Origin of the sequence: Stenotrophomonas sp. EMP41 (assembly GCF_047495535.1) — a bacterium.
GTDB lineage: Bacteria > Pseudomonadota > Gammaproteobacteria > Xanthomonadales > Xanthomonadaceae > Stenotrophomonas > Stenotrophomonas sepilia.
This window is the reverse complement of the sequence record NZ_CP179923.1, coordinates 1,547,429-1,571,133: the sequence shown is the minus strand read 5'-3', so window position 1 is coordinate 1,571,133 and position 23,705 is coordinate 1,547,429. Positions and strand designations below refer to the sequence as shown.

At 66.3% G+C, this 23,705-nt stretch carries 16 protein-coding genes; 7 read left to right on the top strand and 9 right to left on the bottom strand.

Annotated features, from left to right (window positions below; translation table 11 throughout):
• The first annotated feature begins 161 nt into the window (after positions 1–161).
• Positions 162–1,403: a phosphoglycerate dehydrogenase gene (serA, locus tag ACMGRF_RS07185; RefSeq protein WP_049441186.1), complete on the top strand. Its 1,242-nt coding sequence runs from the start codon at positions 162–164 to the stop codon at positions 1,401–1,403.
• Between the two features lie 76 nt (positions 1,404–1,479).
• On the opposite strand, the gene ACMGRF_RS07180 is transcribed toward serA, so the two are convergent.
• Positions 1,480–1,872 carry a hypothetical protein gene (locus ACMGRF_RS07180; protein WP_099485329.1) on the bottom strand — a complete coding sequence of 131 codons (393 nt, stop codon included), beginning with the start codon at positions 1,870–1,872 and terminating at the stop codon, positions 1,480–1,482.
• On the bottom strand, positions 1,872–2,486 hold the full coding sequence (locus tag ACMGRF_RS07175) for an NUDIX hydrolase (protein ID WP_080352975.1): 615 nt from the start codon (positions 2,484–2,486) through the stop codon (positions 1,872–1,874). The genes ACMGRF_RS07180 and ACMGRF_RS07175 overlap by 1 nt, the downstream gene beginning before the upstream one ends.
• 132 nt (positions 2,487–2,618) lie before the next feature.
• Here ACMGRF_RS07175 and ACMGRF_RS07170 point away from each other — a divergent pair, with 132 nt between their 5' ends.
• The 5 genes from ACMGRF_RS07170 (at position 2,619) to mtnC (ending at position 8,158) form a co-directional block, all read left to right on the top strand.
• Positions 2,619–4,094 carry an amino acid permease gene (locus tag ACMGRF_RS07170; RefSeq protein ID WP_099495368.1) on the top strand — a complete coding sequence of 492 codons (1,476 nt, stop codon included), beginning with the start codon at positions 2,619–2,621 and terminating at the stop codon, positions 4,092–4,094.
• Between the two features lie 81 nt (positions 4,095–4,175).
• Positions 4,176–5,603, top strand: a complete 1,428-nt coding sequence (locus ACMGRF_RS07165) for an amino acid permease (RefSeq protein WP_021204531.1) — start codon at positions 4,176–4,178, stop codon at positions 5,601–5,603.
• 564 nt (positions 5,604–6,167) lie between these two features.
• The gene (locus tag ACMGRF_RS07160) at positions 6,168–6,809 is read left to right on the top strand and encodes a methylthioribulose 1-phosphate dehydratase (RefSeq protein ID WP_180880867.1); all 642 of its coding nucleotides are present in this window, start codon (positions 6,168–6,170) and stop codon (positions 6,807–6,809) included.
• A 92-nt stretch (positions 6,810–6,901) separates the two neighbouring features.
• Entirely contained in the window at positions 6,902–7,459 is a 558-nt protein-coding gene (locus ACMGRF_RS07155) for a 1,2-dihydroxy-3-keto-5-methylthiopentene dioxygenase (RefSeq protein WP_053500751.1), read from the top strand.
• Between the two features lie 3 nt (positions 7,460–7,462).
• Positions 7,463–8,158 (top strand): acireductone synthase, encoded by a 696-nt coding sequence (gene mtnC / locus ACMGRF_RS07150; protein ID WP_049415198.1) that lies wholly within the window; start codon positions 7,463–7,465, stop codon positions 8,156–8,158.
• Between the two features lie 52 nt (positions 8,159–8,210).
• On the opposite strand, the gene ACMGRF_RS07145 is transcribed toward mtnC, so the two are convergent.
• The 7 genes from ACMGRF_RS07145 to ACMGRF_RS07115 all read right to left on the bottom strand — a co-directional run bounded on the left by ACMGRF_RS07145 (position 8,211) and on the right by ACMGRF_RS07115 (position 19,560).
• Positions 8,211–10,829: a beta-mannosidase gene (locus ACMGRF_RS07145; RefSeq protein WP_414485765.1), complete on the bottom strand. Its 2,619-nt coding sequence runs from the start codon at positions 10,827–10,829 to the stop codon at positions 8,211–8,213.
• A gap of 90 nt (positions 10,830–10,919) precedes the next feature.
• Positions 10,920–12,146 (bottom strand): AGE family epimerase/isomerase, encoded by a 1,227-nt coding sequence (locus tag ACMGRF_RS07140; RefSeq protein WP_049415191.1) that lies wholly within the window; start codon positions 12,144–12,146, stop codon positions 10,920–10,922.
• On the bottom strand, positions 12,143–13,138 hold the full coding sequence (locus ACMGRF_RS07135) for a carbohydrate kinase family protein (protein ID WP_049415186.1): 996 nt from the start codon (positions 13,136–13,138) through the stop codon (positions 12,143–12,145). The genes ACMGRF_RS07140 and ACMGRF_RS07135 overlap by 4 nt, the downstream gene beginning before the upstream one ends.
• A 7-nt stretch (positions 13,139–13,145) precedes the next feature.
• A complete protein-coding gene (gene fucP, locus ACMGRF_RS07130) occupies positions 13,146–14,459 on the bottom strand; it encodes an L-fucose:H+ symporter permease (protein ID WP_049415184.1) in 1,314 nt (437 codons plus the stop codon).
• Between the two features lie 60 nt (positions 14,460–14,519).
• Entirely contained in the window at positions 14,520–15,569 is a 1,050-nt protein-coding gene (locus ACMGRF_RS07125) for a LacI family DNA-binding transcriptional regulator (RefSeq protein WP_049415183.1), read from the bottom strand.
• A gap of 96 nt (positions 15,570–15,665) precedes the next feature.
• The gene (locus ACMGRF_RS07120) at positions 15,666–18,131 is read right to left on the bottom strand and encodes a GH92 family glycosyl hydrolase (RefSeq protein WP_414485764.1); all 2,466 of its coding nucleotides are present in this window, start codon (positions 18,129–18,131) and stop codon (positions 15,666–15,668) included.
• A gap of 514 nt (positions 18,132–18,645) precedes the next feature.
• A complete protein-coding gene (locus ACMGRF_RS07115; protein WP_049417105.1) occupies positions 18,646–19,560 on the bottom strand; it encodes an IS110 family transposase in 915 nt (304 codons plus the stop codon).
• A 1,026-nt stretch (positions 19,561–20,586) separates the two neighbouring features.
• Here ACMGRF_RS07115 and ACMGRF_RS07110 point away from each other — a divergent pair.
• Complete coding sequence (locus ACMGRF_RS07110) at positions 20,587–23,661, top strand: TonB-dependent receptor (RefSeq protein WP_049435715.1); 3,075 nt, start codon at positions 20,587–20,589, stop codon at positions 23,659–23,661.
• Positions 23,662–23,705 lie beyond the last annotated feature (44 nt).

Sequence of the window (23,705 nt, the reverse complement as noted above, 5' to 3'; positions counted from 1 at the left end):
AGCGCGGGGCGTGAAGAACGGGCAAGCGTGCCAGCGGCACGCGCCAGCGTCCAGCCCCGCAGCCGGGCAGATAGCTACGGATGCAACCAATTGCGCACTGCACCATGGGCGTTGCGATCTGGCATAGTGGTCAGCCCCTGTCCCACTGGCCGTGTTGCCCCATGTCGCCGAAGAAGACCTCGTTCCCGAAGCAGGATATCCGCGTGCTGTTGCTGGAGGGGGTCAGCCAGACCGCCGTGGAGGTGTTCAGCGCCGCCGGCTACAGCCAGATCGAGGCGCACACCAAGGCACTGCCCGAGGACGAACTGAAGGCGCGCATCGCCGAGGCGCACATCGTCGGCATCCGCTCGCGCACCCAGCTCAGCGCCGAGGTGCTGGCCGAGGCCAAGCGCCTGATCGCGGTGGGCTGCTTCTGCATCGGCACCAACCAGGTCGACCTGGATGCGGCCGAACTGGCCGGCATCCCGGTGTTCAATGCGCCCTATTCCAACACCCGCAGCGTGGCCGAGCTGGTGATCGCCGAGGCGATCATGCTGACCCGCGGCATCCCGCAGAAGAACGCCGAATGCCATCGCGGCGGCTGGTCGAAGTCGGCCAGCGGCAGCCATGAAGTGCGCGGCAAGACGCTGGGCATCATCGGTTATGGCCACATCGGCACCCAGGTCGGCGTGCTCGCCGAATCGCTGGGCATGCAGGTGATCTTCCACGACGTGGAAACCAAGCTGGCACTGGGTAACGCCCGTGCAGCGGCCAGCCTGGACGACCTGCTGGCACGCGCCGACATCGTCACCCTGCACGTGCCGGAGACGCCGTCCACGCAGTGGATGATCGGCAGCACCGAGCTGGCGAAGATGCGCAAGGGCGTGCACCTGATCAACGCCGCGCGCGGCACCGTGGTCGACATCGATGCGCTGGACGCGGCCCTGGCCAGCGGCCACGTCGGTGGCGCCGCGCTGGACGTGTTCCCGGTCGAGCCGAAGGGCAACGGCGATATCTTCGAATCACCGCTGACCCGCCACGACAACGTGATCCTCACCCCGCACGTCGGCGGCAGCACACTGGAGGCGCAGGACAACATCGGCGTGGAAGTGGCGGCCAAGCTGGTGCGCTACAGCGACAACGGCAGCACGCTGTCGGCGGTCAACTTCCCGGAAGTGACCCTGCCCGAACACGAAGACAGCCTGCGCCTGCTGCACATCCACCAGAACGTGCCGGGCGTGCTGTCCAGGGTCAACGAGATTTTCTCGCGCCACAACGTCAACATCGACGGCCAGTTCCTGCGCACCGACCCGAAGGTGGGCTACGTGGTGATCGACATCACCGCCAGCGAAGCGCAGGCCGCCGCCGTGCGCGACGAGCTGGCCGCGATTCCAGGCACGCTGCGGACTCGCATTCTGTATTGAGCAAGGCGTCGCCGGGCATGACCCGGCGGATTGCTTCCGGCATCGCGCCATCCACGCCATGCGTGGATGGGACACCTCAGAACCTTACGGCGTGGAGGTTCTTGTAAAAGTCCCAATGGATCAGAACCCTGTCTTCCATAGACAGGAACAGCGTATCGACGAAATCCAGCTCGTCGGCATGAACCAGCCAGTCCTGCAGGCGGCTGCCCAGCGAAGGTACCGCCCCATCCACCTGGACAACCGTCAACGCTGCCTCGCTTGGCAAGCCAACAGCATCTGCGATGGCGCTCAACTCCTGCGCCAGCCGCTCCCGCCCCACCGCGGGGACCTCCAGGCGCGATGGCACGCGCTCCCAGTCGATGGATGTGATGACTGGCAATGCAGCCTTGATCATCGCGAGTGCCGCATTCTGCTTCGCCTCACCACAGGCATGAGCCGCAACAAACGCTGCACAGCCGTCCGAGAGCATCAACGTGCCAACCAGCGGCGCGCCATGCGCTGCATGGACTCATCCGACTCCGGGTCAGCCGCGACCTCGGTCACCGGCCGCCAGGCCAGGTCCAGTGATTCCTCGCTGGGCACGAAGGCCTCGCCACCCAGCGCCCGGATCACGAAGCGCACGTCGTAGTGCCAGTGTCCCGGCACGTCCTTGCGCTCCGGAATCCAATGCTTGTCCAGATCGAAGATGGCCGGGTCTTCCAGCACCAGGCCGCTCAGGCCGGACTCTTCCTCGGCTTCCTTCAGCGCCACCCGGGCCAGGTCGCGGTCGCCGTCGGCGTGGCCGCCCAGCTGCAGCCAGCGCTGCAGCTTGCGATGGTGGGTCAGCAGCAGGCGCTGCTCATCGGCGCTGACCAGCCAGCAGCTGGCGGTGAAGTGGCCGGCCAGCCGCTCACGCCGGAACGGATCTTCCGGATCATCCAGCAATGTGCCGAATTCGGCAGCCAGGGCGTCGTGGGCGGGTTCGCGGTGCGCGTAGTCCCGGAGCAGGCCGCGCAGGCGATCGTCAAGCGCGGCAAGGGTTTCGGCGGTCTGGCTCATGAATGGGGGCGGTTCGGAAAAATACTGCTCATTATCGCCGTTCATTGTTGCGATTGCGCTTGTGCGTTGGCTTCAGCTTTGGCTAAGGTACAGCGGGCCGTTCGCACGGCCTTCACCATTCAAGGCAGCCGGCAACGTATCGGCCGCCCACCCCATCCGATCACTAGGAAGTACTGCATGCTTAAAGCTCTGTTGAGGGTCAAGCCGGTCGAGCCGGCCGGGCACGTCGATGCCGGCGAACCCATCGAAGGCAGCCTGGACGGCGAAGCCACGTTGAAACGGACCCTCACGGCTAAACACCTCATCCTGCTTGGCGTGGGTGCGGTGATCGGCGCTGGTATCTTCGTGCTGACCGGGCAGGCCGCAGCCAACCACGCGGGCCCGGCGGTCATGCTGTCGTTCGTGCTGGCCGGTTTCGCCTGTGCGCTGGCAGGCCTGTGCTATGCCGAGTTCGCGGCGATGATGCCGGTCTCCGGCAGTGCCTACTCCTATTCCTATGCCACCCTCGGCGAAGGCATGGCCTGGTTCATCGGCTGGTGCCTGGTGCTGGAGTACCTGTTCGCCTCGGCGTCGGTCGCGGTGGGCTGGTCGGCCTACCTGATCAGCTTCATCACCACCACGCTGCACATGCCCTTCCCGGACATGCTCAGCGCCGCGCCCATCGCCTGGACCGGCAGCGAGTTCGTCTCCTCCGGCAAGCTGTTCAACCTGCCGGCAGTGCTGATCGTGGCGGCGGTATCCGGCCTGCTGTACGTGGGCGTAACCCAGTCGGCGTTCGTCAACGCCATCATCGTGGCGATCAAGGTCACCGTCATCTGCCTGTTCATCGGCATCGGCGCGGCCCACATCGACCCGGCCAACTGGCAGCCGTTCATCCCGGAAAACACCGGCGTGCCGGGTGAGTTCGGCTGGAGCGGCATCTTCCGCGCCGCCACCATCGTGTTCTTCGCCTACATCGGTTTCGATGCGGTCTCTACCGCCGCCGGTGAGACCAAGGATCCGCAGCGCAACATGCCGATCGGCCTGCTCGGCTCGCTGGCCGTATGCACCATCGTCTACATCATCGTCTGTGCGGTGCTGACCGGCATGATGCCGTACCACCTGCTGGGCACCGACAAGCCGGTGGCGACCGCGCTGGAGCCCTACCCGACCCTGTCCTGGCTCAAGACGTTCGTGGAAGTCGGCGCCATTGCCGGCCTGTCCTCGGTGGTGCTGGTGATGATGATGGGCCAGACCCGCATCGCCTACACCATCTCCCGCGACGGCCTGCTGCCGAAGTTCTTCGGCAAGGTCCACGCCCGCTTCCGCACCCCGTACTGGGCCACGATCGTCGTCGGCGTGATCGCCGCCGCACTGGCGGGCCTGGTGCCGCTGAACGTGCTGGGCGAACTGGTGTCGATGGGCACCCTGCTGGCCTTCGCCACCGTCTGCATCGGCGTGCTGGTGCTGCGCTATAGCAAGCCTGAACTCCATCGCCCGTTCCGCGTGCCGGCGGTGTGGATCATCTGCCCGCTTGGCGCCGCGGCCTGCCTGTTCCTGTTCTGGCAGGCGTTCGTGGTGCACTGGCACCTGTTCGTCGGCTGGACCGTGCTGGGCATGCTGATCTACCTCGGCTATGGCATGCGCAACAGCAAGCTCGCCAAGTCGCCTTGATCCGCCTCCGGGCCGGCCTCGCGCCGGCCCGTCCGTTTTCCCGTGCGCCGCTCATGGCGCACTTCGACAAGACCACCACACATGTTCAAGCAACTGTGGGCCACCAAGCACCCGCATGCCGCCCATGAAGACGCCAACGGCCTGAGCCTGCGCCGCCACCTCGGTCCCTGGGGCCTGACCGCCCTCGGCATCGGCGCGGTGATCGGCGGCGGCATCTTCGTCATCACCGGCCAGGCCGCCGCCAACCACGCCGGCCCGGCGATCATGCTGTCGTTCGTGCTGGCCGCCATCTGCTGCGCCTTCTGCGCGCTGGCCTACGCCGAGTTCGCCTCGATGGTGCCGGTTTCCGGCAGCGCCTACACCTATACCTACGCCACCTTCGGCGAGCTCTCGGCCTGGTTCATCGGCTGGATGCTGGTGCTCGAGTACGGCGTGTCCGCCTCGGCGGTCGCGGTCAGCTGGACCGGCTATTTCCTCAGCCTGCTCAGCCAGTTCGACATCCACCTACCGGCGGCCCTGGTCAGCGCCCCGCTCGACGCCCAGCTGCGTCCGACCGGCGCGATCGCCAACCTGCCGGCCGCCGCACTGGTGCTGCTGCTGACCTGGTTGTGCTACGTCGGCATCAGCAAGTCCTCGGCGATGAACATGGCGATGGTCGTGCTCAAGACCGGCCTGATCGTGCTGGTCATCGTGGTCGGCTGGAAGTACGTGGACACCAGCAACTGGACCCCGTTCATTCCGGCCAATGAAGGCCCGGGCAAGTACGGCATGGAAGGCGTGCTGCGTGGCGCGGCGATGGTGTTCTTCGCCTACATCGGTTTCGAGGCGGTATCGGTGGCGGCGCAGGAATCGAAGAACCCGCAGCGCGACATGCCGATCGGCATGATGCTGTCGCTGGTGATCTGCACCGTGTTGTATATCGCAATGGCCGCAGTGATGACCGGCCTGGTGCCATTCCAGCTGCTGGGCACCGACGAGCCGGTGGTGACCGCAGTCGCGGCGCATCCGCAGCTGGGCTGGCTGCGCTGGGTGGTCGAGGTCGGCGCGCTGGTCGGCCTGTCCTCGGTGGTACTGGTGATGATCATCGGCCAGCCGCGCATCTTCATGATCATGGGCCGCGACGGCCTGCTGCCGCCGGTGTTCACCAGGATCCACCCGAAGTACCGCACCCCGCACATCAACACGGTGATCACCGGCATCGGCATCGCGCTGCTGGCGGCGCTGTTCCCGCTGGACATCCTCGGCGAGCTGACCTCGATGGGCACGCTGATCGCGTTCGCGGCGGTGTGTGCCGGCGTGCTGATCCTGCGCCGCACCCAGCCGGACCTGCCACGCCCGTTCCGCATGCCGATGGCCTGGCTGATCTGCAGCCTGGGCGTACTGAGCTGCCTGGCGCTGCTGTCGGCGATGACGATGCACAACTGGATGCTGATGGGCGTCTGGACCTTCGTCGGCTTCGTGATCTATTTCTGCTACGGCTTCAGGCACAGCCGCCTGCGGGGGAAGTAAGGGGTTTTGCATTGCAGGGCCTGCCGCCCTGCACCCGCCTTTGGTGCCGGAGCAACGGCAACAGCAACGGCAACAGCTGGGCTGAGGGCTTGGCGGGGAGGCATGGGTTCGCGGGGGACGCCGTGAATCCATCCCTGGAGGCTTGGCCGCGGCATCCATGCCGCGGACACCCCCGCGAACCCATGCCTCCCCGCCCCTGACAGTATCCCGGTGCGTCCGGTGGATCCACGCCATGCGTGGATGAAGCGTTCTCATGAACGAATGTTCCGGAATGAATGTTTCTGTCGAGCGGAGCCATGCTCCGCTCCGAGCAAGCGCAGCGCCGCGACCCGCCTTTCGCTTTTCCTTCTTCACTGCGTGGCCGGCCGTACACCGGAACCTGTCAGAGGCGGGGCGGGTGGGCCGTGCAGGGGCGTTGGCGCCATGGATGGCGCCATCGAGCTTACAGGGACGTACTTGCAGCGTCCCCTGCACGGCCCACCTGCCCCGCCCCGCCCATGAACCGCTCTATACGACCAGCCCCGAGGGGCTCAGCCGTTGGCCGAATCCAGTAAAATCGCCGGCATGAACGCCCCCACCTTCCCGTACGACACCGCGCGCCTGAGCGAACTGGCCCAGCTGCTGATCGACAACGTCCGCGAACTGGCCCGCGCCGGCTGGACCCCGGCCACCAGCAGCAACTTCTCCCACCGCCTGGACGACCGCCACGCGGCGATCACCGTCTCGGGCAAGGACAAGGGCCGCCTGATCGAGGACGACATCATGGTGGTGGACTTCGACGGCCAGGCCGTCGGCCGTCCGCTGCGCCCGTCCGCCGAGACCCTGCTGCACACCCAGCTGTACCGCCGCTTCCCGGACGTCGGCTGCGTGCTGCATACGCACTCGCCGGTGCAGACCATCGCCTCGCGCCTGTACGCGCCGCAGGGTCATATCCGCCTGGAAGGCTACGAGCTGCTGAAGGCCTTTGCCGGCAACAGCACCCACGAGATGGCCATCGAGGTGCCGGTGTTCGCCAATACCCAGGACATGAACGTGCTGTCGAAGCAGGTCGATGACCTGCTCGACCGGCAGAACCTGTGGGGCTATCTGATCGATGGCCACGGCCTGTACGCCTGGGGCCGCGACATGGCCGAGGCACGTCGCCATCTGGAAGCGTTCGAGTTCCTGTTCCACTGCGAACTGGAGCTGCGCAAGCTGCGCGGCTGAACCGGCGCGCAGGTGCAGATGCCGATCCGGAATCTGCACCTCGCCCCCACCCTGCTACCCTGTCCTCCCCCCGAGACGTTCAAGCTGCCGCCATGAGCCGACTGCGCATCTACGACGACACCCGCCCCGAATCGCCGCTGCTGGACACCCAGGACGGCGCGGTCATCGCTGCCGAGCTGCGGAAGATCGGCGTCACCTTCGAGCGCTGGCAGGCCACCGCACCGGTCGCACCGGGCGCCAGCCAGGAGGAAGTGTTCGCCGCCTACCGCGCCGACATCGACCGCCTGGTTGCCGAGCGCGGTTTCAAGAGCGTGGACGTGGCCTCGATCGCCCCGGACAACCCGAACCGCGCCGAGCTGCGCAAGAAGTTCCTCGACGAGCACTTCCACAAGGAAGACGAGGTGCGCTTCTTCGTCGCCGGCTCCGGCCTGTTCACCCTGCACGTGGGTGACAAGGTCTATGAGATCGAGTGCGTGAAGGACGACCTGATCGCCGTGCCCGATGGCACCACCCACTGGTTCGACATGGGCGAGGAACCCAGCTTCGTGGCGATCCGCTTCTTCACCGAGCCGGACGGCTGGGTCGGCCATTTCACCGGCACCGACATCGCGCAGAAGTTCCCTCGTTACGTACCCACCCAGGCGTCCTGATCCATGCAAGCCCGCGTCATCCTGACCGACATCGAAGGCACCACCAGCAGCATCTCGTTCGTCAAGAACGTGCTGTTCCCCTATGCGCGCAAGGCGTTGCCCGCGTTTGTCGCCGAGCATGGCCAGCAGCCGGACGTCCGCCGCTGGCTGGATGCGGTGGCTACCGAGATCGGCGGTGCCTGCCAGGACAGCCTGGTGGCCGAGACGCTGCAGGGCTGGATCGACCAGGACCGCAAGCACACCGCACTGAAGGCGCTGCAGGGACTGATCTGGGACGAAGGCTACCGCCGTGGCGACTACACCGCGCACTTCTACCCGGAAGTAGCGCCGGTGCTGAAGGGCTGGCACGCTTCCGGCCTGCCGCTGTACGTGTACTCCTCCGGTTCGGTGCCGGCGCAGAAGCTGTTCTTCGGTTTCAGCGATGCCGGTGACCTCAGCCCACTGGTGTCGGGCTGGTTCGATACCGAGATCGGCGGCAAGCGCGAGGCCGACAGCTACCGCCGCATCGTGCAGGCCATCGGCGTACCGGCCGGCGAGATCCTGTTCCTGTCCGATGTGGTGGAAGAACTGGATGCCGCCCGCGAAGCCGGGTTGCAGACCCGCCTGATCGATCGCCTGGATGATTACCCGATGCCGCGTACCGGCCAGGCCGCCAACGGCCACGAACGGGTCGAGAATTTCCAGCAGATCCAGCTGTAAAGCGCCGGGTAGATGCCAACCTTGGTTGGCACCTACCAAAGCGCGATACCCCTCAACGATCGTTGAGGGTCTTCACCTTCAGCGCTTCGCGCAGGGCAACCAGATCCACCGGGCCGCGCACTGCGATATCGCGGGTTTCGCCCGGCAACAGGTCCAGCAGATTGTCTTCGACCTGCACATCCAGCGCGCCGAAGTCGATCCACGCCGCGCGCACGTACGCCGCGCTTTCCAGCCGCAGACGATAGTGGTCCCCTTCGATGGACAACGTGGCCTTGAGTTTCTGCCGCGGCAACACCTGGTCCTTGGCCTCAACGAAACCGACCACCTGCCGCGCACTCACGTTGCCGTCCTGCAGCAACTCGAACACCGCCACCGTACGCGTGGGGTCGGCACCGGCCAGCAGCTCTGCATCGCTGAAATCGCCCATCGAGGTGACACCCGCCGCCGCCAACGTCACCGTTTCCTCGCGACGACGCAGCACCTTGCCCTCCACGTCCATCACCCGCAGACGCCAGCGTACATCAAGTGCGGCACCGTCGTTGATCAGGCGCACCCGCGTGCTGCCCTCGTCGCGCAGCGCTGCCACCGTCACTGGCGCGAAGAAACGCCGCGCGGCGAAGTGCAGCGCCTTCCAGCGGCCGAAATAGTCCACGCTGGACCAGGAGGCGCCGGGCCAGACATCGTTGAGCTGCCAGTACAGCGAGCCCATCGTGTACGGGCGCGAGGCGCGATGGTGCAGTGCCGCCAGAGCGATGCCATCGGCCTGCATGACCTGGCTGAGGTAGACGAAGTCCTCGAAGTCCTTCGGCGTACCGTAGCCCAGCTCGATGTAGTGCAGCAGGCGGCTGTTGCCCTCGCCAGCCATGAACTTCTGGTGCGCACGGATCACTGGACTGTCGATGCGCTGCTCGGCGCGGGTGGCGATCTGGTCCACCGTCGCCACCGACGGCCACGCCTGCAGCCCGTACTCGGACATGAAGCGCGGCGTCTCACGCAGGTAGGCCTGCACCGGCAGCGCCGGATTGCCCCAGACCTGCCAGTAGTGCTTGTCGCCGCGGGTCGAGTCGTTGGCCTTTTCGTCAAGATCGTTGCTTGGTGAACTGGACCAGTACGGCACGCCCAGCCCTTCCTCGCCCACCACCGCGCGCAGATCGTTGCCGAACAGGTCGACATAGCCCTGCCAGACCTCCGCTGCAAACGCCGGGTCGGCCGCCTTCAGGTCGCGACCATGGCCCCAGTCCTTCCAGGCGGTTTCTTCCTCGTTGTTGCCACACCACAGCACGATGCTGGGGTGGTGGCGCAGGCGGCGCACGTTGTCACGTGCTTCGGCCACCACGCTGGCACGAAACGCCGGATCGTAGCCCGGCTGCATGCCGCCGCCGAACATGAAGTCCTGCCAGACCAGCAGGCCCAGTTCGTCGGCGATGTCGAAGAACGCGTCCTCCTCGTAGTAGCCGCCGCCCCAGTTGCGCAGCATGTTCATGTTGGCGTCGCGCGCGGCCGTCAGCACCTGGCGCAGGCGTGCGGCATCGACGCGCGCGGGGAAGGCGTCGAACGGAATGACGTTGGCGCCCTTGGCGAAGATCTCCACGCCGTTGATGACGAAGGCAAAGCCCTGCCCGCCCTTGCGGTCTTCCTCGCGGCGCAGTTCGACCGTGCGCAGCCCGATGCGCTGCTCGCGCGCCAGCTCCGGCGCGCCACCTTGGTCCAGGCGGGCCTGCACCGTGTAGCGGTCCTGCGCGCCGTGGCCGACTGGCCACCAGCGCCGCGGATCGGCCAGTTCAACCGGAACCTCGATGCTGTTCTGGCCGGGCTTCAGCAGCACCGTGCGCTGCACCTGGGCCACGTTGCGGCCCTGCGGATCCTGCACATCCACATTCACCACGGCCGAGCCCGCCGCCGCGCCCTGCTCCACTTGCAGCAGCACGGCCAGCTTCGCCTGCTCCGCGCTCAATGCATCCGTGCGCACCGCAAGATCGGTCAGGCGGTGCGCGTCCCAAGCCTGCAGATCGATTCCGCGCCAGACGCCGGCGGTGACATAGCGCGGACCCCAGTCCCAGCCGAAGTGGTAGGCCGGCTTGCGCGCGAAGTTGCCGACCATCGCGTCCTTCGGCTCATCGCCATACGGCGACGGGTAGTTGCCAGCGATCTTGTGCGGCATTGCCTGCACGCCCGGCAGCAGGGTGCGGATCGGCGAACGGAACACGATCTGCAGTTCATTGTTGCTCGCACGGAGGCGGCCTTCGACCCGGGCACGCCACGTGCGGTGTGCGTTGTCCGCGCGCAGCAGCGGCTTTCCGTTGAGGCTGACTTCGGCGTAGGTATCCAGCCCATCGAAGCGCAGTTCGGCATTGGGCCTGGACAGCGTCGCGGCATCGACGTCGAAGCGCGCGCGGTACTCCCAGGCAGCCAGGCCGATCCACTGCAGTTCGGCCTCGGGCGCACCGACATACGGATCACGGATCAATTCGTGAGCCAGCAGGTCGGTGTGCACGCTGCCCGGCACCGTCGCCGCCCGCCATTGCTGCAGACCTGGGTGGGCGGCGCCCTGCGCGTCGCCGGGCAGCATGCGGAACTCCCACTGTGCCTGCAGCGGCGCGGCAGCGACCGGGAAGGCGGACGCCGCGATCAGCAGCAGGAGCAGGCGGACAACGAGGGGAAAGCGATGCACGGGATGCTCCTGTTATTCCGCCGGGCTTGGCCCGGCGCTACCTGCAAGTCCAGCTCACGGCAGCACCGGGCCATGCCCGGCGCACCAACCTCAACGCACCACGTTCAACACTTCGTAACACGCACCCATGGTGTGGTAATCCACCTTGCCGGCCGGGCTCTTCTCGTCGCTGTACTTGCGATTGTCGGCATCGAGGATGCGGAACCAGGCGCCGTACCGGTGATCGACGAAGTGTTCCCACGAATACGCCCAGATACGCTGGTACCACTGCCAATAGCGGTCATCGCCGGTACGCTTGGCCATCAGTGCGGCGGTCGCCAGCGTCTCCGCCTGCACCCAGAAATACTTGTCGTCGTCGCAGACGAAACTGTCGCCACCGATCGGGGCGCCATCCATGCCCGGCTGCCGGCGCGATTCCGGCGCGAAACCGTAGTACAGGCCACCCCGCGCCTCGTCCCAGCTGCGCGCCACGGCCACGTCGAACAGGTGCTGCGCGGTCGGCACCAGCCAATCGGCCTGCACATGGCGGTCCAGGATCAACAGCAGCTTGGCCCATTCGGTCTGGTGGCCCGGCTGGAAGCCCCACGGGCGGAACAGGTGCTTGGGGTCGTCCAGGTTGTAATCCCAGTCGATCTCCCAGTTGGAATCGTAGTGCTCCCACACCAGGCCACCGGCCTTGGCGGCCTGGCGGCGGGTCATGTTGTCGGCCAGCTGCAGCGCGCGCTCCACATAGCGCTGTTCGCCGCTGGCCTCGAAGGCGGCGAGCATCGCCTCGCACATGTGCATGTTGGCGTTCTGGCCACGGTAGCCGGTGAAATTCCACTGCCCATCGGCTTCGTCCTTGTAGAGGCCGTGCTGCGGCTCCCAGAAGCGCGCTTCCAGCAGCTGCCAGGTCTCGTCCATCCATGCGCGGGCCTGTTCGAGACCGGCCTTCAGTGCGCAGCTGTAGGCCAACAGCACGAACGCCACGCCGTAGCAGTGGTTCATGTCATCCTCGACCTTGCCATCGCGCAGGGTCCAGGCGTAACCGCCGGTGGCCGGGTTGCGGTGCACCTCGCGCAGGTAGCGCACGCCGTGCTCGACCGCCTCACGGTACTCGGCGTTGCCGAATTCGCGGTAGGCCATCGCGTAGTTGAAGACGAAACGCGTGCTGCTCACCAGATGGCGATGGTTGGCGTCGTAGATGCTGCCGTCGTCCCGGAAGTAGTGGAAGAAGCCACCGTTCGGATCGATGCAGCGCGGATGGTAGAAGGCCATCGTATCGGCGATGTGCCCGCGCAGGAACGCGGGCGAACGGAAGTCGGGGGAGGTGCTCATGCGGTAATGTCCTGGGCCTGCAGCAGCTGCTGCACTTCATCGAACGAGGGCATCGCGGCGAACGCGCCCTTGCGGGTAACAGCCAGCGCGCCGACGGCGGCGCCGAAGCGCAACGTGGCGGTGATCGCCTCCGGGTCCTGGCAGAAGGCGGCAAAACCGGCACCGGCGCCGCCGCGCTCCAGCAGCCCAACCAGCACGCCACCGACGAAAGCATCGCCAGCCGCCGTGGTGTCGACGGTAGCCACGCGGAAGCTGGTGACCGTGCCGTGGTTGTCGCGCGTGTACCAGTGCAGCGTGGCCGCACCGTCGGTGACGATCACCCAGCGCGCGCGAGCAGCGAGCAGGCGCCGCAGTACCGCTGCCTCGCCATCGGCACCCAGCGGCGCGGCCAGGTAGTCCAGCTCCTCGCGCGACAGCTTGACCAGGTCGGCGCGTTCCAGCGCCTGCCACAGGCGCGGTGTCGGGTCTTCGTTCGCCGGCCACAGCGCCGGACGCAGATTGAGGTCGAGGCTGACCACCGCACCAGCCGCACGCGCGCGATCCATGCCGGCGAGGGTCGCCTCGGCGATCGCCGCTTCGGTCAGGCTGTTGGAACAGACATGGAAGCACTGTGCGCCGTCGAAGCACGCAGCCTGGAAGTCGCTGTCACGGAACAGCAGGTCGGCTGCCGGCGGACGATAGAAGCTGAAGCTGCGCTCGCCGCTGGCATCCAGTGCGACGAAGGCCAGTGCGGTCTTGGCCGCATCGGTACGCACGATGTAGTCCGTGCCAACGCCGTGCGAGACCAGGCTGTCGGCCAGGAAGTCGCCGAACATGTCGCGGCCCAGCGTGCCGACGAACTGGGTCTTCGCACCCAGCCGTGCGGCGGCCACCGCGACATTGGCCGGCGCTCCGCCGGCGTACTGCAGGAACGCGCGCGGTGTATCGGCCGAGGCCGGCGGCTGCGCTAGTAGATCGATCAAAATCTCGCCGAAGCAAACGATGGCACCCATTCCGGACTCAGCCTCCCTGCGTTGCGGAAGCCGGCGTACGTGCGCCGACCAGTCCGTAGAAAATGATGTAGCCGTAGCACAGCAGCGGCAGGATGAAGCTGGCCTGGACACCGATGTGGTCGGCCAGGACGCCCTGCAGGTACGGCACCACGGCACCGCCGACGATGGCCATGATCAGCAGGCTGGAGCCCTTGTTGGTCAGCGGCCCCAGGCGCTCGATGCTCAGCGCGAAGATGGTCGGGAACATGATCGAGTTGAACAGGCCGATCGCCACCACCGAGTACAGCGCGATGCTGCCGGAGCTCAGCATGGTCGTGACCAGCAGCGCCACGTTGACCAGCGCGAAGATCGCCAGCAGGCGGCTGGGCGAGAAGCGCGCCAGCAGCGCGGAGCCCGCGAAGCGGCCGATCATCGCCATCGTCCAGTAGGCCGACACGTAGTGCGTGGCTTCCTGTTCGCTGAAGCCACCGATGTTGGGCATCGACAGGTAGTTGACCAGGAAGCTGCCGATCGACACCTCAGCGCCGACGTAGAAGAAGATGCCCAGCACGCCCAGCAGCAGGTGGCGCTTGCGCAGCGCATCCAGGTAGCTGTGGTGGTGGCCCTGGTCGGCCTGCTCGGTGGCGTCGCTCAGCGCCGGCAGGCGGAACAGGAACACGAACAGCGCCAGCAGCACCAGCGCCACCGCCAGACCCACGTACGGTCCCTGCACGGCCTGCGCCTCGGCGGCACGGTAGGCCAGCTGCTCGGCGGCCGGCAGCGCCGCGATGTCGTCAGCGCTCTTGACCGTGTTGGACAGGATCAGCATGCCGCCGAAGATCGGCGCGATGGCCGTGCCCAGCGAGTTCAGCGCCTGCGCCAGGGTCAGGCGACTGGAACTGGTCTGTTCCGGGCCCAGCAGCGCGACGTACGGGTTGGCGGCGACCTGCAGCACGGTAATGCCCGTGGCCAGTACGAACAACGCACCGAGGAAGGCGCCGTACACGCGCAGCTCGGCCGCCGGCCAGAAGCCCAGCGCGCCAATGCCAGCGATCACCAGGCCAGCCACGATGCCCTTCTTGTAGCCCAGCGCCGCCACCAGGCGGCCCGCCGGCAGCGACATCAGGAAGTAAGTACCGAAGAAGGTGAACTGCACCAGCATCGCCTTGGCGTAGTTCAGTTCGAACACCGCCTTCAGGTGCGGGATCAGGATGTCATTGAGGCAGGTCAGGAAGCCCCACATGAAGAAGATCGTGGTGACGACAGCCAACGCCTTGCCGTTGGTGACGGCGGGTGCGTTGCCCGAAGAACCCGATGGACGGGGCGTTGCGGAGATCGGCATGCGGTACGCGCCTCGATGCGCGGAAGGTCGTTGTTGCGTGGAAGGGGTATGCGGAAGGAATCAGTTCGGTCGTGCGGCACTGCTTTCGCGGATGCGCAACTGCACCGGCGCGACCGTGCGCCGAGGCGGCGCGTCGGGTTCGTCCAGCCGCTGCAGCAGCAGCGCGGCAGCCTGGCGGCCACGCTCGCGCGGGTCGGCGGTGAGCGTGGTCAACGGCGGCACCGCGACCGACGCCTCGGAAATATCATCGAAGCCGGTCACGGCGAAGTCGCCGCCCGGGCGGATGCCGCGCGAGTTCAAGCCCAGCATCAGGCCGAGCGCGACGGTGTCGTTGTAGCAGACCGCTGCACTCGGGCGGTGGCCATCGGCAAACAGCTCATCGGTGCGCGCAGCGGCCTCCAGCCGGTTCGGCGCCGACTCGATCATCCAGCCCGGCGGCAGCGACAGGCCCGCTTCGGCCAGCGCCTGCTGGAAACCGGCACGGCGCTGGTGGCACGAGCTCGATGCAGCGTGGCCGCCGAAGAAGGCGATCTGGCGGTGGCCGCGCTCGATCAGGTGGCGCGTGGCCAGATAGGCGCCGTGCTGGTTGTCCAGGGTCAGGAAGTCCCAGTCAGCCCCGGCCAGTTCGCGGTTGAACAGCAGCACGTTGGCATTGGCACCCAGCGCCTGCCGCAGCTGTGCGGTGTCGCTGCCCTCGGCCGGCGACAGGATCAGGCCGGCCGGGGTGTGCTCCATCAGCGTGGACAGCACGGCCTGCTGGCGCTCCGGCGATTCTCCGGTGCTGCCCAGCAGGGTCACGTAGCCACGCCCGCCCAACGCCTCGTCCACGCCCGATGCGAACTCGGCGAAGAACGGGTTGGAGAGATCGTTGATCACCAGCGCGATGCTCGACGAGGTGCGCCGGCGCAGGTTGGCCGCCGCACGGTTGTAGACATAGCGCTGGCGGCGCAGCTCGGCCTCGACCTTGGCCCGGGTATCGACGTTGACCAGCGGGCTGCCACGCAGCACCAGCGACACGGTTGCCCGTGACACGCCGATCGCACGCGCGATGTCGGTCACCGTCACCGCCTTGCCGGCGCGCTTGCTGGGACTGCTGCCGTTGTCGTTCATCGTCTTCCCGGACTCCGCTGGAGGCTCAAGCCTAATGGATCAGGGCCGTGTCGTGCCGTGCCGTTCGCTGGGTCACCGCGAACGGCACAGTCCGGCTCAGCGCAGCTGGCTGCCCGGTGCCGCGCACCAGGACACCGGCAGGTCCTTCACCGCGGTGCCCCAGCCCTGCTCCGGCGCCTTCGCGTCGAGTGCGAACTGCAGGCGCGGGCCCTGCTGCAGGCGGTCCCAGTCCAGCCACACCGGTGCATGCGCCTGGCCGTCGACCCGCACACCCTGCACGTATTGCAGGCGGCGGCCATCGGCACCCGGCGCGTCGATGCGCAGGGTGCGGCCATTGCCCATGTCCACTTCGACCTTGCTGAAGCGCGGCGTGTGCAGCAGGAACTGGCCGCTGCCCGGCACCGCCGGGTACACGCCGATGGCGCTGAACAGGTACCAGGCCGACATCGTGCCGAGGTCATCGTTGCCGGTCACGCCATTGGGGGCATTGGTGAACAGCTGCTGCGCGGCACGCACCACGGCGGCAGTCTTCCACGGCTGGCCGATCAGCGTGTACAGCCACGGCGAGTGCAGGTCCGGCTCGTTGTTCGGGTTGTAGCGGAACTGGTTGTAGTAGCTGTACGGCCCGACCACCCACGCCTTGCGGGCGGCATTGAGCGGATCGGCCTGCAGCGCGTCCATCGCGAAGAACGCATCCAGGCGGCGACCGGCCTGTTCGCGGCCATCCATCGCTTCGACCAGGCCCGGCACGTCCTGCTGCGCCAGCCACTGGTACTGCCACGCCGTGCCCTCATGGAAACCGTGGTGCGAACGCGGACTGTAGTGGCCATCGGCCGGCGTGTACCACTGGCCATCCTCGGTGCGCGGGCGCGGGAAGCCGGTGAAACCAGTCTCGGCATCGCGCACCTGCGGGTCCCACACCTTGCGCCAGTTGCGGCCACGCTCACGCAGTGTCGCCGCATCCTGCGCATGGCCCAGGCCATCGGCCATCTGCGAGAGCGCGCAGTCGGCCAGCGCATATTCCAGCGTGGCCGAACCACCATGGTGCGGATCGACATCCATGCCCTTGGACGGGAACGCGCGGTCGTAGGCCACATAGCCCTTGGTCAGGTAGGTCGGGTTGCCGGAGCGTCCGGCCATGCGCGAGTTCAGTGGCGGCGTGCCGAAGGCATTGCGGCGCAGTGCATCCCAGGCCTGCGATTCACGGCCCTGGAGCGCGCCGAAGCGCCACAGGTCGACCATGAACGGGGTGACCGGATCGCCGGTCATGATGTTGGTCTCGAAGTTGGCATAACCCCAGCGCGGCAGCCAACCGACCTGTTCGTCGATCGCCAGCAGGGTACGGCCGATGTCGCGCGCCACGTCCGGGCGGGTCAGCGTCAGCCACTGGTTCTGGGCGCGATAGGTATCCCACAGCGAGAAGTACTCGTAATAGGTCCAGCCATCGGCGCGGTGGATACCGTCGTCATAACCACGGTAGCGGCCGTCGGCGTCGTTGCCGGTCATCGGCTGCAGCAGCGCGTGGTAGACCGCGCTGTAGAACACCGCGCGGTCGTCGGCAGTGCCGCCCTGCACACGCACCCGGCCCAGCTGCTCGCGCCAGGACTGCTGGGACAGCGCACGCATGCGGTCGAAGCCGAGCAGCACCCCATTCTGCATGCCTTCTGCGCGCAGGTTGGTGCGCGCGCCTTCGGCGTCCACATGCGAGATGGCGCTGACCGCCGTCACCGACTGGCCCTTGGTCAGGTCGAAACTGAGCCAGGCGCCGTTCGGCTTCTGCTCGCCTTCCATGCTGTGGCGCGCGCCCGGCAGGCCACCGCCCTCACCCCAGGTGCCATGCGCCTTGAACGGACGGTCGAACTCGATGCGGAACCAGGTGGTGTACTGGTGGCCGCCACAAAAGCTCTTGGTGACCAGTTTGCCTTCCACCACACGGTCGCCGACCACATCGACCACGCTGCCGATCACCGAATGGCGCTCGTTGGCCTGGCCGACATTGACGAGGACGTGGCCATCGCCGCTGCGCTGGCTGAAGGTGTAGCGCTCGGCCGCGGCACGGGTGCGCGCGGTGGCTTCCGCATCGATGCCGCCGTAGCTGGTCAGGCGTACCTTGTAGTAGCCGGCCTGTCCGATCTCGCCGTCATGGGTGTAGGTCGATGCGTAGGCCTTGTGGTCGAACTGCTTGGCATTGCCGGTATCGAAATCACCGCCCGGACCGATCGAGCCGGTCACCGGCAGCACCGACACCTGGCCGCCCTGTTCCCAGCAACCCGCGCCGGAGATGAAGGAGTGGCCGAACCCGCGGATCTTCTCATCGTCATAGCGCCAGCCCGAGTAGTGGCTGCCGATCGGGCTGACCTGGATCAGGCCGAACGGTGCCGACGCACCCGGGAACGTGTTGCCGTCGTCCTTGCTGCCGATGAAGGTGTTGACCTCGCGCTCCAGCGCTACCGGGGCAGCCTGCAACAGCATCGGCGTGGCCGACAGCGCAAGCAGGCAGGCCAGGCGCACCAGCGGGCGCGAGGATGATGGGACGGCGGGAGCGGACGGCACTGGACGCATGTCGGGTTCCTGTAGTCGATGGCGCGGAGGCAGACGGCCGGGGCCGTCCGGCAGCGTTCCGCTGAGCCCTGCCCTGACCTGCAGAGAGCTCCCCCTGGAATGACGCCCGACCCACCAGACCGTGAATTTAGATCGATTCAAGTAGAGCACGCAGGTTCAGCCGAATGCATTCTGCGGCGCAGCATGAGGGGGTTCGGCAGGGCTGCGCCCTGCCCCGGGTAGTGCCGGCCGCTGGCCGGCAACCTCAGAAGCAACAGCCGAAGCAACAGCAAAAGCCGGCGATCCGTGGGATGGCGGGGTAGGTCCGGTTGCGGGGGACGCCGTAAATCCCGCTCCGCGGTCCGGCCCAGCCGCTGGCGGCTATGCGTTCGGGCGCTTGCGAAGCAGTGCTTCGCAAGCAAAGCGCCCTCACCCATGTAGCAACTGTGTTGATGGAGGGAGTGGCCCCTCCAGGAGACGGGCACGGTAGTGCCGGCCGCTGGCCGGCAGCCTTTGGTCTGCGCCCTGGCTGGCCTTAGGCAGGGACCAGCCCGTTTTCAGCGTCGCGCACCCGGGCGTTGAGAATCACCAGCATTTTCCGCATCACCGCCACGATGGCTACTTTTCCTTCTTTGCCCCGGGCTCGCAGCGACTGGTAGAAATCGCGCAGTCGAGGTTCATGCCGCATGGCCGACATGCTGGCCATGTAAAGCACCTGGCGGATCTCGGCCCTGCCGCCATGGATGCTTCGTTTGCCGCGCATGGTTCCGCTGTCGTGGGACATGGGGGCCACACCGACCAGGCTGGCGATGGCCTTACCACTGATCCTCCCCAGTTCGGGAAGATAGCTTGCCAATACCGCCTGCAGGCCAGGGCCAACGCCCTTCATCGACTTCAGGACAGCCAGTTGAGGCTGCTGGGCAACCTGCTCGGCAATTTGCTTTCCCAGACGTTCAACCAGCGTCTGCAAGCGGGTGATGTTGGCCTGCAGTAGCCGGCGCAATTCACGATCACCGACCATTTCCTGCTGCTGCCGCGCGATGGTCAGCGCGTGCATCGCCTGTCGACGTGCCCGGACGAATTCCCGCATTTTCTGCTGCCAAGGCTCCAGCGGCTGGTAGGCGGGAAGTTTCACCAAGGCCGCCATCTGCGCCAATGCATAGGCATCCAACCGGTCGGTCTTGGCCATCTGGCCCATCCCCTGGGCCAGCCTGCGGGCCCGCAGGGCATTGGCGCGGACCACCGGATGGCCCGCTGCGTGCAGAAAATCCAGCACTGGCCGCTCGTAACCGCCGGTGGCTTCCAGCACGATCTGGCTGACCGGACGCTTCTTCAGCCAAACATCCAATTCAGAAAAGCCGGAGCGGTTGTTCCAGACCTGTAGGGTCTCTCCATCCGTCGTACCGACATCCAGTTGGCGCTTGCTGACATCAATCCCGATCCCGTTCATCACCGGACTCCGTATAGTCTGGAAGGGTCGAGAGCTCCCCCGCTTGCCCAGTCTTATCACTGCGAGTGTCAGCTCCAGCAACTGTTCGGGCGGATCAAGGGAGATTCCGGCGTGTGCGCCAAGCTACATGGCGATCGTCGAGATCCAGGCTTACACGGCGGCCCACGCCGGCTCTCGACACCTACGCTGCCAGATTCCGATCAGATAAGGCTCGGTCGCCGCTTGCTCGTGTGCGCAGTCCTGCGCACACGGCAAGACCAGGGTTGGGCGTCCTGCCCAACCCGCCCGAGGCATGCCTCGGGCCCATGCGGCTCACGCCCCCGCAACCGGACCCACCCCGCCTTCGACAGATCTCCGCGATCTGCGGTAGATCCACGCCAGGCGTGGATGAATCTCTGTCAGATAACGAAATCGATTGGGGTCAGATCCGTTTTCCAAAGGAAAACGGATCTGACCCCACGATCCCATGTCGTTCCAGGATCAGTCCAACCGTCACCGGGAAACTGTCGAAGGCGGGGCGGTGTCGGATTGCGGGGTGTCCGCGGCATGGATGCCGCGGCCAAGCCCCCATGGACGGGTTTACGGCGTCCCCGCAATCCGACACCGCCCCGCCCAACCCACAGGAAACCAGAGCCGTTTTTGGCTTTGGTTTTCGCTGTTGCCGGCCAGCGGCCGGCACTACCCCACAGATGCAGGGCGCAGCCCTGCCGACCCACCCTCCCCTCTGCGCACGAAAACGATTTCACTGTTTTCAGCAAACCGTCATCCCTTCGCCACGCCAGTACCATATTGCGGAGCAGCATGCGCCCACGGACGACCCGTGCTAAAAATCGCCCGCCCATCGCTTAGATCGATCCAAGAACGACACTGCGATGGCCGGGAGTTGGGGGAGCAGCAACAGGACGTACCAGGCCACACGCGCGGCGCTACTGCCATTGCACGGCGACAGCCGCAAAGTCACTTCAAATTAGATCGATTCAAGTTGTCCGTGCCACGTCACCGGATCAATCCAGGAGAGAGGGAGAGATGGGAATGAAGCATTCAACACGTACGCACGGCCAGGACGCATTGTCGCTGGCCATCGCGCTGGCCCTGGCCGCCGCCGTCGTTCCGGCTGGCGCCGCCGCGCAACAGGCCACGTCCACCGGCGGGCAGGATGCCACCACCCTGGACAGCGTCCAGGTCACCGGCTACCGCTACGCCATTGAAAAGAGCCTCGAGCAGAAGCGCGACGCCAACGCCGTGGTCGAGGTGATCACCGCCGAAGACGTTGGCAAGTTCCCCGACAAGAACGTGGCCGACGCACTGCAGCGCGTGCCCGGCGTGGTCATCACCCGCAGCGGTGGCGAAGGCAAGAGTGTCAGCGTGCGCGGCCTCGCGCCGGACCTGACCCTGACCCAGTTGAACGGCAACTTCGTCGCCTCCTCGGAAACCAACAACGAAGCGACCCGCTCCTTCAACTACACCCTGCTGCCGTCGAACATGCTGTCCAGCGCCGAGCTGTTCAAGTCGCCGGAAGCGCGCATCGACGAAGGCGGCATCGGCGGCACGGTCATCCTGCATACCCGGCGTCCGCTGGACATGGAATCCAACTCCGGCTACGTGAACCTGGAGGGCACCACCTCCGACACCAGCCACGATGTCGATCCGCAGGTGTCGGCGCTGTACTCCTGGCACAGCAAGGACGAACGCTTCGGCGTACTGGTCGGCGTCACCCAGCAGAACCGCACCACCCGCACCATGGAAGCCAGCACCGAGGACTACCAGTGGTACGGCAACGGCACCACCGCCCGCGATGCCAACGGCAATCTGCTGGAACAGGACGGCATCCACTACTGGTGGGGCCAGTCCGGCTTCAACAACCAGGCCGGCAAGAACTACAGCGAATTCTTCATGCCGACCTCGGTGAACTTCGCAGTGAAGGAAGAAAAGCGCGAGCGCAAGGGCGGCCAGCTGACCTTCCAGTTCAAGCCGGTCGACAACGTCACGATGACGGCCAACTACTTCCGCTTCGAACTGCAGGGTGACTACACCCAGAACATGCTGAAGGTGCCGGAGTGGAACCTGGCCCGCTACAACCAGGACGGCAACTGGGCCGGCGGCCGCCTGCTCAACGGCCTAGACTTCGACCCGAGTGGCAGCATCGTCACCGGCGCGCAGTACCAGAAGCTGGCCGGAAAGACCTACTACTGCAGCGAAGAAGAAGCGGCGGCCGCCGGCCTCAAGCCCGGCGGCTGGGGCCCGGACGACTGCACCATCCCCACTCCGCAGCTCACCGGCGGCTACAGCAAGGAAAAGGCGCTGTCGCAAACCGCCGACCTGACCATCGACTGGGACATCAGCCCGCTCTGGAAGGCCTCGTTCACCGGCGGCCGCACCTGGTCCGAAGGCGGTCCGTCGATGAATTTCCGCATGTCGGCCAAGCCGCGCCGCAAGGTCGGCAACCAGTGGCAGTCCGGCAACCAGTACACCGCCTGGGACCTGACCGGCACGCCGTCGGTGCAGTTCTCGCCCGACCTGCAGCAGCAGTTGATGGCGGGCGTGGCCGAAGTCGATACCGGCTCGACCGATTCGTCGTGGATGCAGACCGAGGTCAAGCAGAACTACTTCCAGGCCGACGTCACCAAGCTGTTCGAGGCCGGCTGGCTGGATTCGATCCAGTTCGGCGCCAAGTACCGCGATGGCAAGGTCCACCGCAACACCGGCAACACCTATTGGGTGTGCCCGGGCCTGGATCCGTCCGACTATGACAACAATCGCTACCAGGCCGGTTGCGATCCGACCGCAGGCGATGCGCAGCCGGGCTTCTTCCTGTCCAACCCGATCAGCAACATCACCGGCGCGTTCAACGCCAACGTGTTCCCGGGCATCAACTACCCGGCCTACATCGACTACCTGAACAAGACCTACGGTGGCTCGCACAACCGCACCGAAGAAGACTTCGTCTACGACGTCAACGAGAAGATCCATTCCGGCTACTTCCAGGCCAACTTCCGCACTGAGCGGGTACGCGGCAACATCGGCGTGCGCGTGGTGCGGACCAAGCAGTTCGCCCAGTCCAGCGATTCGGTCGAGCGCTTCAACGACTACTTCGTCGACAACGCCAGCGGCGCACCGATGAGCTGCGATGATCCGGCCGCCGACCCGAACCTGCGCTGCCAGGGTGGCTTCGTCCGCCTGCCCGACCCGCAGGTGCGCGACAAGGTGTATGCCCTGTCGTCGCTGGAGAAGACCTATACCGACGTGCTGCCCAGCTTCAACATTGCCTGGGACATCACCGACAACCTGGTGCTGCGTGGCGCGGCATCGAAGGTGGTCGCGCGCCCGAGCTACACCAGCATCGCCTATCCCGGTGGCCTGCGCTACATCAGCGAAGAGTACGCCAACGACCGCCGCGTCACCGGCGGCACCGACACGCCCGGCTGGTACGGCTCGGGCAGCAACAAGGCGCTGGAACCGTTCAAGGCGGTCCAGTTCGACCTGGGCCTGGAGTGGTACTTCAAGCCGGGCGCGGTCGCAGGTGTTTCGCTGTTCCGCAAGAACGTGGACAACTTCACCGTGCCGGTGGTGCGCGACCAGCAGATGAACGTGGGCGGGCAGTCGGTCACCGTGCAGAAGTACGAGACCCAGGCCAACGGCCGCGATGGCGTGTCGCAGGGCGTGGAACTGTATGGCCAGTACACGTTCGACTTCGGACTGGGCGTGCAGGCCAACTACACCTACAACGACACCAACCTGGCCTCGATCGTGCTGGATGGCGAGGAAATCGGCTCCTCGCCGCTGGTCGGCAGTGCCAAGAACCAGGCCAACGTTACGGTGTTCTACGAGAACGACAAGTTCCTGGCGCGCGCCTCGTACAACCGTCGCGGTGAAGTGGTCGGCGGCCTGAACAATGGCATGACCACCTACACCAAGCCTTACAGCCAGCTTGACCTGAACGTGGCCTACAACCTCACCCCGGACTGGACGGTGACCGCCGCCGTACTGAACGCCACCAAGTCCGAGCTGCGCAGCTACATCGGCAACGACAGCCAGGCCCGCCTGCTGTCCAACCTGTACGCCGGCCGCCAGCTGTACTTCGGCGTGAACTGGAAGTTCTGAGGCAGCGCCGGGCCTGGCCCGGCGCAGTCTTGCCCGCCCCGGCG